Source organism: Tardiphaga sp. 215_C5_N2_1 (assembly GCF_052076055.1).
Classification (GTDB): Bacteria; Pseudomonadota; Alphaproteobacteria; order Rhizobiales; family Xanthobacteraceae; genus Tardiphaga; species Tardiphaga robiniae.
Genome location: NZ_CP197240.1, coordinates 3,617,315 through 3,631,539, shown reverse-complemented (window position 1 = coordinate 3,631,539; position 14,225 = coordinate 3,617,315). Strand labels below are relative to the sequence as shown.

Genomic DNA, 14,225 nt, shown 5'->3' with positions numbered 1-14,225 from the left:
TCATGCTCGGTATTCACGGCCTCTGGCTCTTCATCCTCTCCGGCATCCTGCTCAACATCACGCCGGGGCCGGACACGGCCTATATCGTCGGGCGCAGCGTGCAGATGGGCTGGCGTGGCGGTGTCGCGGCGGCGCTGGGGATCAGTGCGGGATGCCTCGTCCATGTGTTCGCCGCGGCGGTCGGATTGTCGGCGCTGCTGGCGGCCTCGTCCTATGCCTTCACAGCGGTGAAATGGATCGGTGCGGCCTATCTGCTTTACACCGGCGTGCAGATGCTGCGTGCGCGGGCATCAACAGTTGCAACGAACGACGCTGCGGAAAAGCCGCTGCTGTCGCTTCGGCAGGTGTTCTGGCAGGGCGCCTTCACCAACGCGCTGAACCCGAAGGTGGCGCTGTTCTTTCTCGCCTTCCTGCCGCAATTCGTCGACGTGGATGCGCCCAGCAAGGCGTTGGCTTTCATCGTACTTGGGCTGATCTTCATCAGCACGGGCACGATCTGGGGGCTCGGCACGGCCATTGTCGCTGCGAAAGCCGCCAGCCGCGTCCGGCAATCCAGTCAGGCAATGGTGTGGATCAACCGCGCCCTCGGCGGCGTCTTCATCTATCTCGGCATCCGCGTGGCGATGCTGGAGACGCGTTAATTACTTCAGAATTTCCCACGTCTCGACGCCGGCCAGATAGACGCCGAGCAGCATCATCGCGATCAGGAACCAGCGGCGGAATTGGTCGGGGTGCATCCGCATACGCACCATCTGGCCGATGAACATGCCGGCAAAGGCCATCACCATGGCAACGAGGCCCGACAGCGCTATGGAGGCATTCAGCAGACCGGCGCTGGAGAGGTTGAAGGCCTGTGCGAGAGTACAGACGGTGAAATAGACACCGAGCGCCTGGATCAGCTCGTCCTTTTCCATGCCAATCGACTGCATGAAGGGCATCGACGGGATCACCTGCACGCCGGTGGCGGCAGCGACGACACCGGTGACAAGGCCGACGACGCCGCCGACCCACCCTTCGTTCTGTTTTGCGACGCTTAGCTGGAATTTCACGAGGCTGATGGCACCATAGATCACCAGCAGGATGCCGAGCACGATGGTGCCGTAGTGCGCATAGGGGCCGGTCATCAGCCCGCCGCTGCTCCAGATACCGAAAGCGGTGCCGAGCATCAGCGGCCACAGCCGGCGGATGATGTCGCGCAAATAGCCGCCGACGAAAGTCTGCCAGATATTGGTGACGATCGCGGGGGCGATGACGATGGCCAGCGCCTGCACCGGCGGCATGGCGACGGCGAGCAGGCCCATCGAAACGGTCGGGAGGCCGAGGCCGATGACCCCTTTGACGAAGCCGGCGAGCGCGAAGACTGCAGCGATCAGAATGAGTGAGGAATCGAACATGATGCAGGCACATTGACCGATCGGCTGCACAGGCACAATCTGGAGGTTACGGAGAAAGCCTTCGTCTTTAACGAAGGCTGGCGCGGAGAACACCATGCATGCCGACCTTGTCGATCTCAGGCTGTTCGTCGCGGTGGCCGAGGCGCGCAGTATCACCGCGGGTGCTGCCGCTGCCAATCTGGCGCTGGCTTCGGCTAGTGCGAGAATCAAGGGGCTGGAGGCGACGATCGGCGTGCCATTGCTGAAACGGGGCCGGCGCGGCGTTACGCTGACGGCGGCTGGCGAGAGCCTGCTCGGCCATGCCCGCATCGTCATGCAGAATGTCGAGACCATGCGCGGCGACATGGCGGCCTATGCCAATGGCATGAAGGCCAGTGTGTCGATGCTGGCCAATACGGTGGGCCTGTCCGAACATCTGCCGAAGGCGCTTGCGAGTTTCCTACGCGAGCACCCCAATGTCAGCCTCGAGGTCGAGGAGCGCGAGAGCGCCGATATCGCCCAGGCGATCGCCGCCGGCATCGCCGATTTCGGCTTCGCTGCCGAGCATACGCTGCCGGACAGTCTGGAACGCTTCACCTTCAACGAAGACCGGCTGATGCTGGTGACGGCGCCGCGCAGCGATCTCGCCGGCCGGCGACATATCGATTTCCATGAGATCATCGACCGCGACTTCATCGGCCTCACCAACGCGACCGCGCTGCAGAACCACATCGGCAAATATGCGGCGAAGCTGGGCGCGCGACTGCGCTACCGAGCGCAGATGCGGGATTTCGATGCGATGTGTCAGATGGCGGCGGCGGGGGTCGGCATTGCGATTGTGCCGGAAGTCGCCGCACGGCGCTGCGCGCGGTCGACGGCGCTGGCGCTGATCCGCATTCGCGATCCCTGGGCGAACCGCAGACTGGCGATCTGCTTTCGCAGCCTGAAGACGTTATCCCGTCCCGCGCAGCAGATGATCGAGCATCTGCGGGCTGCAGCGCGGGCGTAGCAGTGCCCGATCAGGCGTTGAGGATCTTCAGCGCCGCCTCATGCACGCGCGGGTCGCCGGCGGCGACGATGCGGCCACCGTTCTGCGCGGGCTTGCCCTCCCACGTTGTCACCACGCCGCCGGCGCCGGTGATGATCGGGATCAGGGCTGCGATATCGTAGGGCTTCAGCTCGGTCTCGATGACGAGGTCGAGATGACCAGCGGCGAGCATGCAATAGGAATAGCAATCGCCGCCGTAGCGCGTCAGCCGCACGCCTTTTTCGACGTCGTGAAATTTTGCGCGATCGGCGTCGCCCATCAGCCGCGGGCTGGTGGTGAACAGCGTGGCGTCCTTCAGCGATGCGCAGCGGCGCACGGCAAGCTTGCGGGTGGTGTTGTTGGGGCCCTGGTAGCGCGCCGAGCCGCTGTCGCCGCTGAAGCGCTCGCCGATATAGGGCTGGTGCATCATGCCATAGACCGGTGTGCCCCGATGCAGCAGCGCGATCAGCGTGCCCCAGATCGGGAAGCCGGAGATGAAGGATTTGGTGCCGTCGATCGGGTCGAGCACCCAGACATATTCGGCGTCTTCGCGTTCGGTACCGAATTCCTCGCCAACAATGCCGTGCTGGGGGAAGTTGGCCTTGATCAGCCGGCGCATCACCGCTTCGGCAGCGCGGTCGGCTTCCGTGACCGGGTCGAAATCGGTGCTGTTCTTGTTGTCGATACTCAGCGAGGTGCGAAAGAACGGCAGGATGGTCTCGCCCGACGAGGTCGCAAGACGACCAATGAAGGCGTTGAAGTCGATGACCGTCACGGAGAGGTCCTTTGTTGCGGCTGCTGGATGGGGACGTGTCGCTTCCTATACAGCGCAGGGCAACGACTCGCATCTGCGGTGATCGAAATCTCTCTGCGATTCCCCTAAGCCACAGCACTGAATCGGATTGCGATTTCCCTAAGATTCCTGATGTCCGGCATCAGAAATTGGTCAATGAAATGAATATATGATCATTTCTTAAATAGGTCAAAGCTACTGTCATTTCTATATCGCGTTGATTTTGCTTGTAGAAATTATGACGCCTATGCCTGAATGGTGCGATCACCATGCGAAATTTGCATGGAAATTTGCCCGAAAACTCTTGCACTTGGTGCGTCGCGGCTGCATATTGTTGCGGTGCGGTAGCGCTTGCGCTATCGCTGCCCTCCTTGGGCGTTTCCTCCCTAGACTTGGACCGCTTGCTATCGCAAGCGGTCCTTTTTTCTTGTCGGAGGAGTTTTGCATCACGGCGTGCCGACGTGGCTGCCGGCGATTGTCTTTATGTCGCCTGGCCTGTTCGTCGCCTGGCACCCCGACAGCCTCGGGTCCATTGCGACGTCAGTCATCAAGCAAGACTTATTCGGCTGAGAACCTCAAGCCGGTGTCCACGTCGTGGCGGTTACTTCAGCGACCCGTTGATCTCGGTGAACTTGCCGTTGAGGTTGGTGCCGAGGCCGTTGACGACGGCGATGATGGCCAGCGAGATGCCGGCGGCGATTAGCCCGTATTCGATCGCAGTCGCTCCCGATTCGTCCGACCAGAATTTCTTGATCATGTTCTTCATGTTCTCTCCTGCCATTTTACGCGGTTCCAATCCGCGGAACCACGCTGGTGGGGATAACCTAAAGTTGCATTAATCCCGGTGGTAAAACTCTGCCCCATCTCTAAATCCAGCGAAAATTGACAATTTGTCGCACGAAATAAGCGCTGCCGTGACCCGGCGGTCACGGTTCCAAATACCCCACCTGATTGAGTGAAGGTTCGAACCCCGGCGAGCCGTTCGGCCCCAGCCTATTCGGCGGCGGCCTGGAACGGGCCGAGGCTGTCCAGCGGGATCTTCGCCAGCGCATCGGCCAGGACGGTAAAATCGGCAGCAATCTGATCGAAGCGCGCGGTTCGCTCACGGCGGCGTTCGTCCATATAGATCGCCCGGTTCAGCTCGATCTGGATGGCGTGCAGCCCACTGGCCGGGTTGCCGTAATGCTCGGTAATGAAGCCGCCGGCATAGGGCTTGTTACGGCCCAGCGAATAGCCGAGGCCGCCGAATGTGTCTTCGACCACCTCGGCCAGGATAGTGGCGCAGCTGGTGCCATATCGGTCGCCGACGACCACGTCCGGGCGGCGCGGCTCCTCGCGGGAAATTCCGATCGAGGGCATCGAGTGGCAATCCACCAGGATCACCGTGCCGAATGTCTGGTGCGCCTTGTTGATCAGGCGGCGCAGGGCGCGATGGTACGGCTTGTACAACGCCTCGATCCGGGTGAGGGCGTCATCGACGTCCAGCCGCTCGCGGTAGATCTCCTGGCCGTCGCCGACCACCCGGGGAATAGTGCCAAGACCGCCGGCCACCCGCATCGAGCGGGTATTGGCGAAACTAGGCAGGCGGCCGTTGAACATCCGCGGATCGAGCTCATAGGGCTCGCGATTGACGTCCACATAGGAGCGCGGGAAGTGCACCCGGACCACTGGGAAGCCGCGATCGCTCAATCCGGCGATCAATTCGTCCATGAACGAATCTTCCGAGCGGCGCAGTGCCGTTACGTCGATGCGGGAAGCACTGAGGAATTCCGCCGGATAGACCGAGCCGGAATGCGGGGAATTGAAAATGATCGGCGCGCGCCAGTTGGCCGGCTCGACGATCTCGAAGGGAGGCGACAGCTCACCGTCAAACTGGGTCATCGTCGCGCATCGTCCCTGCAGCCGCGTTCTACGGTTTGCCCAGTCTGGCAGAAAACCGGCGCTTTGTGAGGCTGCATTGTCGATAACGGAAACAAGTCTGCCAAGTTAAAAACCTTCCGCAGGCGCGGCGATGGCGAGAAACGCGCTCATTTGTTGTGTTTCACGACGTTCTGGCGCACCATCTTGAGACGCTTATGCACAGTCTGCGCTGATCACCTTCACCCGAAATTTACCAGACCTCGGGCTTAGTGGGCGAACAGGTCCTCTCATTCGGGTTCGACATCCAACCGCCATGCACAAAATCCTTCTCGCAGAAGACGACAACGACATGCGCCGCTTCCTGGTGAAGGCGTTGGAAAACGCCGGTTTTCAGGTGTCGCACCACGATAACGGGATGTCAGCCTATCAGAGACTCCGCGAGGAACCCTTTGAAATGCTTCTAACGGACATCGTGATGCCGGAGATGGACGGGATCGAACTGGCGCGCCGCGCCAGCGAACTCGACCCCGACATCAAGATCATGTTCATCACCGGTTTCGCCGCCGTGGCGCTGAATTCCGACTCGGAAGCGCCGAAAAACGCCAAGGTGCTGTCCAAGCCGGTCCACCTGCGCGAATTGGTCAGCGAAGTGAACAAGATGCTGGCGGCCTGAGGGCAGCCGGCTTTCCTGGATTTCCTTTCTTGGATTTCCTGCAAATCAGGCAAGGATTGGCCCTCAGCCGTCCTTGCTTGTCCGGGTTTGACCCGTTATAGACCCCACACCCGTAACGACCGGTTCTTAGGGCGCGTAGCTCAGCGGGAGAGCACTTCCTTGACATGGAAGGGGTCACAGGTTCGATCCCTGTCGCGCCCACCATCCAAAACTGTCAGCTAATCCTCCGAATACTGCCAGATTGGTGCCTTTTCAGGCGTTCGGAGATGTTTCTTTCCCGAATGCTCCGTCTGGTGACAGTTTTGTTTCGGAACCAGTCGTGTTCACGCCGTGACTCGGCTATAGCTCAATGGTCCAGCACTTTTCGACCGGAAGCTGATGCCAACGAAGACCCGGCCGGTAATCGGCGTGATCGGCAACGCGTATCGCATTGAGAACAGGTTCTCCGTCCAGGCGGTCGGAGAAAACAACCTTCGTGCGGTCGCGGAAGTGGCCAATGCCCTGCCGATGATGTTTGCCGGCACCCCTGACATTACCGATATCGGCCAGGTGCTCGATCTGGTCGATGGCATTCTGCTCACTGGCGCGCGGGCCAATGTCCACCCGACCCGGTTCGGCATGGAAGCCCATGTCCGTCACGAGCCCTATGACAATGGCCGCGATGCAGTGGCTTTGGCCATGATCGAAGCTTGTGTCGCGCGCGGGGTGCCGATCTTCGGTATCTGCCGCGGATTGCAAGAGATGAACGTCGCGTTCGGCGGTTCGCTGCATCCAGAGATCCGCGAAATTCCTGGCCGCATCAATCATCGCATGCCGCGGCTCGAGAGCGGCGAGATCCATCCCGATCCGGCGGTCGTATTTGCCGATCGCCACGACGTGCATCTGACCAGCAACGGCACCTTCGCCAGCCTGCTGGGGCGCGAGACCATCACGGTCAATTCCCTGCATGGTCAGGGCATCGATGTCCCTGGGGAGCGAGTGGTGATCGAGGGTATTGCCGAGGACGGCACGATCGAGGCCATCCGCATTGCCGATGCGCCGAGCTTCGCGCTCGGTGTGCAATGGCACGCCGAATATGATCCGCAGATCAACCCGATCAACCGGACGCTCTTTCAGGCCTTCGGCGAGGCGGTGGCCGCTCGCAGGCAGCGTGGGGCCTTCACGGCTGCGGCCGCGCCGCTATCAGCAGGAATGCGCTGAGCGCGGCTGCGACACAGAGCACAGCACCCGCGACCGTCGCTGCTGCAAAGGCGCTGATCAGCGCCGGCCCCTTTGCTGCCATAACCGATCCGATCAGCGCCGTGACCACAAGACCGCCCGTGCGTGCGACCGCGCTGTTGAGGCCCGATGCAGACCCGGTGTGACGCGCACCGACGGACATCAGCACGGCCGTCGTCAGAGGTGCGACAGCGCCGGCCATGCCGATGGCGATGACGACCATGGCGGGAAAGACGCTGGTCCAGTAGCTGGTGTCGGGACCGATTCGGAGCGCCAGCAGAAAACCCATCGCCACAATCACCGGTCCCAGCGTCAGCATGATCCTAGGGCCGGTTCTGGCTGCGAGCGAGCCAGCAAGCGGTGATGTCAAAGAGATGACAAGCGGCAAGGGCAGCAGCGCGGCACCGGCCTGTGTCGCGGTGTAGCCGGCTGCTTCGATCAGGAGAAAAGGCATCAGGACGAACAGCCCGCCGAGTGCGCCGTACAACAAGAAGGTCAGCAGTGTCAGGCCGACGAAGCTGGCGGACCCGAACAGTGCAAGCGGCATCATCGCGCGTTCGCCTTTGCGGCCTTCGATCCACACAAACACAAGCAAGAGCAGGAGGCCTGCGGCAAGCGCGCCAAGCGTGAAACCCGTCCAATCATGAGACGTAGCTTCGGTCAGACTCCAGGTCGTCAGGCCAAGTCCCGCAGTCGCGAGGATGGCGCCGAGACTATCGAGCGGCTCGTCGCTGTCGTGTCGATCGCGGGGGATGCCTAGCCAGGCAAGCGCCATTGCCGCCAATGCGATCGGCACATTGATGAGAAAGATGAGATGCCAGCTGCCGACGTCGATCAGCCATCCGCCCAACACCGGTCCGAGCGCGCCGGCGGCAGCGCCGCTGGCAGCCCAGATGCCGATAGCGCGGCCCTTGGCTTCGCCGGAAAACGTCTGGCCGAGGATCGCCAGGCTGTTCGGCATCAGCATCGCCGCGCTGACACCCTGCAAAAAACGGGCGGCCAACAGCAAACGCAGGCTGGGCGCCACAGCGCAGGCCAGCGAGGCCAGCGCAAACAGGCCAACGCCCCAGATCAGAAGTCTGCGGCGGCCGAAGCGGTCGCCTGCTGCACCGCCGAGCAAAAGAAGTGCACTGAGCGGCAACAGATAGGCATTGATCACCCATTGCAGGTCGACGGCATCGGCCTGAAAACTCGCTGCAATGGCAGGAAGTCCGACATTCACCACCGATCCGTCGATAAAGGCCAGGCTGGAGGCCAGAATCGTGGTGGCGATTACCAGGCGGGGATGGCTGATATCATCGATCTTTTCCGTGGCGCCGGCGGCGCCTGCGTCACAAAGCGCATGCAGGGCGTTGCTCATGACCGGGTTGTACGGGAACGGGAGTTTAGAACAAACTATTGTCGTCCGATCGGGCAATTCCGTTTTGGCCCCGATTGTGCAAGCATCCCGGGCGGTCGCGCCGGGGCGCTCGGAAAGAGAGTCGTTCGGCGTGAGATCGGACTGTGTTGAGGAGAGGGACTATGAAACGAATTTTTCTGTTGGGGACCATGATCGCCGCGGCGGTCTGCACGACGCAGGCGGGCGCTCAGGAGCTAACCGGCACGCTCAAGAAGATCAAGGACACCGGCGCCATCACCATCGGCTTCCGCGATTCCTCGGTGCCGTTTTCTTATCTCGATGACAACCAGAAGCCCGTCGGTTTCGCCATGGACATCTGCTACAAGATCGTCGATGCGGTGAAGAAGGAGCTGAAGAACGACAAGATCGAGGTCAAGCTCAATCCGGTCACCTCGGCCACCCGTATTCCGCTGATTGCCAACGGCACCGTCGACCTCGAATGCGGCTCGACTACCAACAATGCCGATCGCCAGAAGCAGGTTGCCTTCACCAATACGCACTTCCTGACGGCTAGCCGCTTCGTCTCGAAGAAGGCCGCCAAGCTCGACAAGATCGACGATCTGAAGGGCAAGTCGGTGGTCTCGACCTCCGGCACCACCAACATCAAGCAGCTTACCGAAGCCAATGCCGCGCGTAATCTCGGCATCAACGTCATTCCCGCCAAGGATCACGCCGAGGCATTCCTGATGGTCGAGACCGACCGTGCTGTGGCCTTCGTGATGGATGACATCCTGCTTGCCAGCCTTGCTGCCGGTGCGCGCGATCCGAGCGCCTATGTGATCTCCAAGGACGCGTTCTCGAAAGCTGAGCCCTACGGCATCATGCTCCGCAAGGACGATGCGCCGTTCAAGAAGGTTGTCGATGCGGCCACTGCCGAGCTCTACAAGAGCCCGGAAGGCGCCAAGATCTATGACAAGTGGTTCACGCAGAAGATCCCGCCCAAGGGCCTCAATCTGAACGTTCCGATGGGAGCCGAGCAGAAGAAGGCGTTCGCCAGCCCGTCGGATTCGCCTGATCCTGACGCCTACGCAGCCAACTAACTCTTGCTTACCTCTCCCCGCTTGCGGGGAGAGGTCGTCTTACATGCGCGTAGCGCGTGTAAGACGGGTGAGGGGGAGGCAGCGAGTAAAACACTGGCTCCCCCTCACCCGTCTCGAACGACTCTCGGTCGTTCGATCCACCCTCTGCCTCGCAGGCGGGGCGAGGGAAGAAGCAATGGCCCGGCCATTGCATGGGTTTCTGCCTGAGGTTGCCAGGTTTTCGCGTGGACGGCGCGTGGGGGTGAATGCGTGAACTATAACTGGAATTGGGGAATCTTCTGGGATCAGACGCCTGATGCGACGGGGACCTATTTTGGCTCGCTGATGAGCGGCCTTCAGGTCACGATCCTGCTCGCACTCTGCGCCTGGTTCATCGCGTTCGTGATGGGCTCTCTGATCGGCATCATGCGGACCCTGCCTGCGCGCTGGGCGGTGTTTGTCGGCAATGCCTATATCGAGATGTTCCGCAACATTCCGCTGCTGGTGCAGCTGTTCATCTGGTTCTTCGTCATTCCCGAACTTTTGCCCGGCGATCTCGGCATCTGGATCAAGCAGCTGCGCAACGGGCCGTTCATCGCCGCGATGCTCGGGCTTGGCTTCTATATGTCCTCGCGTGTCGCCGCACAGATCACCGCCGGCATCAATGCACTGCCAAAGGGCCAGCGCATGGCCGGCACGGCCATCGGCCTCACCACCTGGCAGACCTATCGCTACATCCTGCTTCCGCTGGCCTATCGCATCATCTTTCCGCCGCTGACCTCCGAATTTCTCAACACCATCAAGAACACGGCGCCCGCACTCACCATCGGTGTGCTTGAACTGACGGCACGGGCGCGGTCCATGCAGGAATTCTCGTTCCAGGTGTTCGAGGCCTTCTCGGCTGCGGCCGCCATCTACCTCGTTCTCAGCGCCGTCGTGACGATCGGAATGCGCATTCTCGAAAAGCGCCTGGCGATCCCCGGCTTCAACGAGGGGAAATAAGCGATGTTCAGCAATTTCGATTACGACGTCATCTGGCGCAGCCTGCCTTACCTGTTTCAGCAGGGCATGGCGTTCACCCTCACGCTGACGGCCATTGCGACGGTCTTCGGTCTCATCCTCGGCACCTTGATCGCGATGATGCGGCTGTCGTCCAGTGCTGTGCTGTCGGGCTTCGCCGTAAGCTACGTCAATCTGATGCGCTCGCTGCCGCTCGTGCTGGTGATCTTCCTGTTCTACTTCCTGATGCCCTATGTCGGACAGTGGATCATCCGCTCCGATCAGCCGGTACAGGTCGGCGCCTACGCCTCGACTATCGTGACCTTCACGCTGTTCGAGGCTGCCTATTTCTCGGAGATCATGCGTGCCGGCATCCAGTCGGTGCCGCGGGGGCAGGTGATGGCCGGTTATGCCATCGGCCTCAACTATCGCGAGGTGATGCGCCATGTCGTGCTGCCGCAGGCGTTCCGCAACATGCTGCCGGTGATCTTCACGCAGACCATCGTGCTGTTCCAGGACACATCGCTGGTCTACGTGCTGTCGATCACGGATTTCCTGGGCGCCGCGTCCAAGGTTGCGCAGCGCGACGGTCGTCTCACCGAAATGTATCTGTTCGCGGCGCTGGTCTACTTCCTGATCTGCTTCACCGCGTCATTCTTTGTGAAGCGCTTGCAGAAGCGCATCAGCATCATCCGCTAGCCACTTTCGCTTTCAGTCTTTGCCTCCAACTGTCGGTCGCTCATCATGCCCATGATCACCATTGAAAAAGTCAGCAAGTGGTACAACCCGCAGTTCCAGGTGTTGAAGAACTGCACGACGGCCGTTGAGAAAGGCGAGGTGGTCGTCGTCTGCGGTCCCTCGGGATCTGGCAAGTCGACGCTGATCAAGACCGTGAATGCGCTGGAGCCCGTGCAGCAGGGCACCATCATGGTCGATGGACTGAATGTGACGACGATGAAGAAGGACCTGCCGAAGCTGCGCTCACGCGTCGGCATGGTGTTTCAGCACTTCGAACTATTTCCGCATCTGAAGATCGTCGAGAACCTGTGTCTCGGCCAGACCATCGTGCTCGGCCGCTCGGAAGATGCGGCGAAGGCCAAGGCGATGAAGATGCTGGAGCGCGTCGGCCTCACGGCGCATGCGCAAAAATATCCCGGCCAGCTCTCCGGCGGTCAGCAGCAGCGCGTCGCCATTGCGCGCGCACTGGTGATGGATCCGATCTGCATGCTGTTCGACGAACCGACCTCGGCGCTCGATCCCGAAATGATTAATGAAGTGCTCGATGTCATGGTCGAACTCGCCAAGGAAGGCATGACCATGATGGTGGTGACCCACGAAATGGGCTTCGCCAAGAAGGTCGCCAACCGCGTCATCTTCATGGATGCCGGTGAGATCGTCGAAGACGCGCAGAAGGATGACTTTTTCGGTCATCCGCGCAGCGATCGCGCGCAGCACTTCCTGTCGAAGATCCTCGCGCACTGACGCAAGAGCGGGCGCATACAGCATCGCGCAAGTGCCTCAAGTTTATGCAGATTCTTGAATGCTGCATGACGGGGCAATTAACGAATGTGTCAGAAATGGAGTGGTATCCTTCAACCGTGAGGGCGAGGGCCTGTTGGTCCGCTGATTGAACTCCACCGGAGCGATCGGGTCTTTGTCCTCACGGACAATTCCGCGACGCCCCGTTCTCTGCCTCTGCCCAATGCTTCTCTGACCGTCTTCCAACGACCCGAGCCGAGGCTGCGCGAGCCATGCTTGCGCGCGTCCTGACTTGGCCCTTATCCGGAAAGTGCATCGCATGATCAAGATCAACAGTGTCGGCAACAAATTGGGTCTTGCCGGTCTCGTTGGCATCTTGCTCTCGGCGGGCGTTGTCGCAAACCAGATGAGGACCGAGAGCGCGATCTCGGAGGTCAATCGTCTGGCTGATGTGCAGCAGAAAATCGCCGATAGCGCGATGGAGGCCGACGGCCAGATGCGCGCCATGCAGGTGGCCAGTCAAGGCCTGCGTATGGCCATCACGACACCCGAGATTGACAAGAACGCGGCCGAGATCAGGGCCGCCAAGGCTGCGCAGGACCGCATCATCGATGCCGCGTCCGCCCTGGCGACCAGGCAGGAATACAAGGACAATTTCGCGAAGATTAAATCGCTGACGTCAACCTATCTCGCCGCTGCCGACGAGATCGTCGGTCTGCAGAAGAAACTGCTCGAGCTCTATCGCAACCGCAACGTCGCCGTGATCGACTGGAACCGGCATCTCGACCAGCTGCGCCTCACCACTGCCGTGACCGAGGCGACGAACTGGCCTGAAGTCGATGGACAGCTCAAGATCGCGGACAATGCCATCAACGCTGTGCAGGCAGCCGCATGGCGTTATGCGTCGATGAATGAAGTCACGCAGAAGGGCCAGATCATCACCAAGGCCAAGATCCTCACCGATGCGCTGGCCAAGGCCAGCGTGTTCGAAGACAGCGAGCTCGTGCAGGGCGGCCTGATCCAGCTCGGCACCGACATGAAGAAATTCATGACGGCCACCGATGAAGCGATCGGCAGTAACGACCAGAAGACCGATATCGTCCGCACCAAGATCACGCCCGCCGCTGCGGCGGCATCTCAACTGGTCGCGCAATCGGTCTCGTCGGCCAAGGCTGCGGTTGGAGAGGCGCGGGCGCAGGCCGCCGAGGAAATGGCACGCTCCGGCCAGGTTAATCTCGCGCTCGGCCTCGCGGTCGTGCTGGTGCTGATCTGCACCATGGTGTTCTCCTTTGTCGGCGTTGCCCGGCCGATGACGCGCCTGAACGGCGCCATGGGCAAGATGGCGGCCGGCGATCTCGATGTCTTGATCCCCGGCGCCAAGCGCGGCGACGAAATCGGCGATATCGCCAAGACAGTTACGGTCATTCGTGCAAATGCCGAACAGAAGGCGCGCGATGAGGCTGCGGCGCGCCTCGACCAGGACAGTCTGGTTGCGGCGTCGCGCAAGCGCGAAATGGTCGAGCTCGCCGGGACGTTCGAACGCGCCGTCGGCAATATCGTCGACAATGTCTCCTCGGCGTCGAACAGACTCGAGGAGTCCGCGGGCGCGCTGACGGCAACGGCTGAACAGGCCAAGGAGCTGACCGCTGCAGTCGTTGCTGCGTCGGACGAAGCATCCACCAATGTTCAGGCGGTTGCGTCGTCGACCGAAGAGATGTCGTCATCGGTCAACGAGATCAGCCGGCAGGTGCAAGAGTCGGCTGACATCGCCAACTCGGCCGTGGCGCAGGCGCGCAAGACCAATGAGCGTGTGGCCGAGCTGGCCAAGGCTGCGGCCCGGATCGGCGATGTCGTCGAGCTTATCAATACCATTGCCGGCCAGACCAACCTGCTGGCGCTCAACGCCACCATCGAAGCGGCGCGCGCCGGCGATGCGGGCCGCGGCTTTGCGGTGGTTGCGTCCGAGGTGAAGGCGCTGGCCGAACAGACCGCCAAGGCGACGGGCGACATCAGCCACCAGATCAACGGCATCCAGGCGGCGACCCAGGAATCCGTCGGCGCCATCAAGGAGATCGGTGACACCATCGGCCGCATGTCCGAGATCGCCTCGACCATCGCCTCTGCTGTCGAGCAGCAGGGCGCGGCAACCCAGGAAATCTCGCGCAATGTTCAGCAGGCCGCGCAGGGCACGATGCAGGTGACGTCGAACATCACCGACGTACAGCGCGGCGCCAGCGCGACCGGATCAGCTTCGACGCAGGTGCTGTCGGCGGCGCAGTCGCTGTCCGGCGAAAGCGCACGGCTCAAGCTCGAAGTCGGCAAGTTCCTGGACTCCGTCCGGGCCGCATAAATTCATGCTTCTCCCATGATGGGGGAAGCAGCAAC

General features: G+C 61.2%; 14 protein-coding genes and 1 tRNA gene. 10 read left to right on the top strand and 5 right to left on the bottom strand.

Features of this window, described 5'->3' with window-relative positions; all coding sequences use genetic code 11:
- Positions 1 to 2: 2 nt before the first annotated feature.
- Positions 3 to 641 (top strand): LysE family translocator, encoded by a 639-nt coding sequence (locus AB7828_RS17280; RefSeq protein WP_441230716.1) that lies wholly within the window; start codon positions 3 to 5, stop codon positions 639 to 641.
- On the opposite strand, the gene AB7828_RS17275 is transcribed toward AB7828_RS17280, so the two are convergent.
- Positions 642 to 1,394, bottom strand: a complete 753-nt coding sequence (locus tag AB7828_RS17275; protein ID WP_441230715.1) for a sulfite exporter TauE/SafE family protein — start codon at positions 1,392 to 1,394, stop codon at positions 642 to 644.
- Between the two features lie 94 nt (positions 1,395 to 1,488).
- On the opposite strand from AB7828_RS17275, the gene AB7828_RS17270 reads away from it, so the two are divergent.
- Positions 1,489 to 2,382: a LysR substrate-binding domain-containing protein gene (locus tag AB7828_RS17270; protein ID WP_120287186.1), complete on the top strand. Its 894-nt coding sequence runs from the start codon at positions 1,489 to 1,491 to the stop codon at positions 2,380 to 2,382.
- 10 nt (positions 2,383 to 2,392) lie between these two features.
- Here AB7828_RS17270 and hisN read toward each other — a convergent pair whose 3' ends face one another.
- From hisN to AB7828_RS17255, 3 genes are all read right to left on the bottom strand, one after another.
- The gene (gene hisN / locus AB7828_RS17265) at positions 2,393 to 3,175 is read right to left on the bottom strand and encodes a histidinol-phosphatase (protein ID WP_120287185.1); all 783 of its coding nucleotides are present in this window, start codon (positions 3,173 to 3,175) and stop codon (positions 2,393 to 2,395) included.
- A gap of 619 nt (positions 3,176 to 3,794) precedes the next feature.
- Positions 3,795 to 3,959: a Flp family type IVb pilin gene (locus tag AB7828_RS17260; protein ID WP_175367776.1), complete on the bottom strand. Its 165-nt coding sequence runs from the start codon at positions 3,957 to 3,959 to the stop codon at positions 3,795 to 3,797.
- Positions 3,960 to 4,186: 227 nt separating this feature from the next.
- Entirely contained in the window at positions 4,187 to 5,074 is an 888-nt protein-coding gene (locus tag AB7828_RS17255; RefSeq protein WP_120287184.1) for an N-formylglutamate amidohydrolase, read from the bottom strand.
- Between the two features lie 292 nt (positions 5,075 to 5,366).
- On the opposite strand from AB7828_RS17255, the gene cpdR reads away from it, so the two are divergent.
- From cpdR to AB7828_RS17240, 3 genes are all read left to right on the top strand, one after another.
- Complete coding sequence (gene cpdR, locus AB7828_RS17250) at positions 5,367 to 5,726, top strand: cell cycle two-component system response regulator CpdR (RefSeq protein WP_015669438.1); 360 nt, start codon at positions 5,367 to 5,369, stop codon at positions 5,724 to 5,726.
- Positions 5,727 to 5,855: 129 nt separating this feature from the next.
- Positions 5,856 to 5,930: transfer RNA gene (locus AB7828_RS17245), tRNA-Val, on the top strand.
- Positions 5,931 to 6,104: 174 nt separating this feature from the next.
- Positions 6,105 to 6,926 carry a gamma-glutamyl-gamma-aminobutyrate hydrolase family protein gene (locus AB7828_RS17240; protein WP_441230714.1) on the top strand — a complete coding sequence of 274 codons (822 nt, stop codon included), beginning with the start codon at positions 6,105 to 6,107 and terminating at the stop codon, positions 6,924 to 6,926.
- On the opposite strand, the gene AB7828_RS17235 is transcribed toward AB7828_RS17240, so the two are convergent.
- Positions 6,886 to 8,304, bottom strand: coding sequence for a DHA2 family efflux MFS transporter permease subunit (locus tag AB7828_RS17235; RefSeq protein WP_441230713.1), 1,419 nt, complete (start codon positions 8,302 to 8,304; stop codon positions 6,886 to 6,888). The genes AB7828_RS17240 and AB7828_RS17235 overlap by 41 nt on opposite strands.
- Before the next feature lie 161 nt (positions 8,305 to 8,465).
- On the opposite strand from AB7828_RS17235, the gene AB7828_RS17230 reads away from it, so the two are divergent.
- From AB7828_RS17230 to AB7828_RS17210, 5 genes are all read left to right on the top strand, one after another.
- Complete coding sequence (locus AB7828_RS17230) at positions 8,466 to 9,383, top strand: amino acid ABC transporter substrate-binding protein (protein ID WP_441230712.1); 918 nt, start codon at positions 8,466 to 8,468, stop codon at positions 9,381 to 9,383.
- Between the two features lie 249 nt (positions 9,384 to 9,632).
- Positions 9,633 to 10,364, top strand: coding sequence for an amino acid ABC transporter permease (locus AB7828_RS17225; RefSeq protein ID WP_089265827.1), 732 nt, complete (start codon positions 9,633 to 9,635; stop codon positions 10,362 to 10,364).
- Positions 10,365 to 10,367: 3 nt separating this feature from the next.
- The gene (locus AB7828_RS17220) at positions 10,368 to 11,060 is read left to right on the top strand and encodes an amino acid ABC transporter permease (RefSeq protein ID WP_068728918.1); all 693 of its coding nucleotides are present in this window, start codon (positions 10,368 to 10,370) and stop codon (positions 11,058 to 11,060) included.
- 51 nt (positions 11,061 to 11,111) lie between these two features.
- Positions 11,112 to 11,843, top strand: coding sequence for an amino acid ABC transporter ATP-binding protein (locus AB7828_RS17215; RefSeq protein ID WP_089265828.1), 732 nt, complete (start codon positions 11,112 to 11,114; stop codon positions 11,841 to 11,843).
- A 316-nt stretch (positions 11,844 to 12,159) separates the two neighbouring features.
- Complete coding sequence (locus AB7828_RS17210) at positions 12,160 to 14,190, top strand: methyl-accepting chemotaxis protein (RefSeq protein ID WP_441230711.1); 2,031 nt, start codon at positions 12,160 to 12,162, stop codon at positions 14,188 to 14,190.
- Positions 14,191 to 14,225 lie beyond the last annotated feature (35 nt).

Coding starts and splice junctions, on each gene's coding strand:
- AB7828_RS17215 (WP_089265828.1), top strand. CDS start 11,112: ATGATCACCATTGAAAAAGTCAGCAAGTGGTACAACCCGCAGTTCCAG.
- AB7828_RS17280 (WP_441230716.1), top strand. CDS start 3: ATGCTCGGTATTCACGGCCTCTGGCTCTTCATCCTCTCCGGCATCCTG.
- AB7828_RS17275 (WP_441230715.1), bottom strand. CDS start 1,394: ATGTTCGATTCCTCACTCATTCTGATCGCTGCAGTCTTCGCGCTCGCC.
- AB7828_RS17260 (WP_175367776.1), bottom strand. CDS start 3,959: ATGAAGAACATGATCAAGAAATTCTGGTCGGACGAATCGGGAGCGACT.
- AB7828_RS17235 (WP_441230713.1), bottom strand. CDS start 8,304: ATGAGCAACGCCCTGCATGCGCTTTGTGACGCAGGCGCCGCCGGCGCC.
- AB7828_RS17270 (WP_120287186.1), top strand. CDS start 1,489: ATGCATGCCGACCTTGTCGATCTCAGGCTGTTCGTCGCGGTGGCCGAG.
- AB7828_RS17255 (WP_120287184.1), bottom strand. CDS start 5,074: ATGACCCAGTTTGACGGTGAGCTGTCGCCTCCCTTCGAGATCGTCGAG.
- cpdR (WP_015669438.1), top strand. CDS start 5,367: ATGCACAAAATCCTTCTCGCAGAAGACGACAACGACATGCGCCGCTTC.
- AB7828_RS17230 (WP_441230712.1), top strand. CDS start 8,466: ATGAAACGAATTTTTCTGTTGGGGACCATGATCGCCGCGGCGGTCTGC.
- AB7828_RS17220 (WP_068728918.1), top strand. CDS start 10,368: ATGTTCAGCAATTTCGATTACGACGTCATCTGGCGCAGCCTGCCTTAC.
- AB7828_RS17210 (WP_441230711.1), top strand. CDS start 12,160: ATGATCAAGATCAACAGTGTCGGCAACAAATTGGGTCTTGCCGGTCTC.
- AB7828_RS17240 (WP_441230714.1), top strand. CDS start 6,105: ATGCCAACGAAGACCCGGCCGGTAATCGGCGTGATCGGCAACGCGTAT.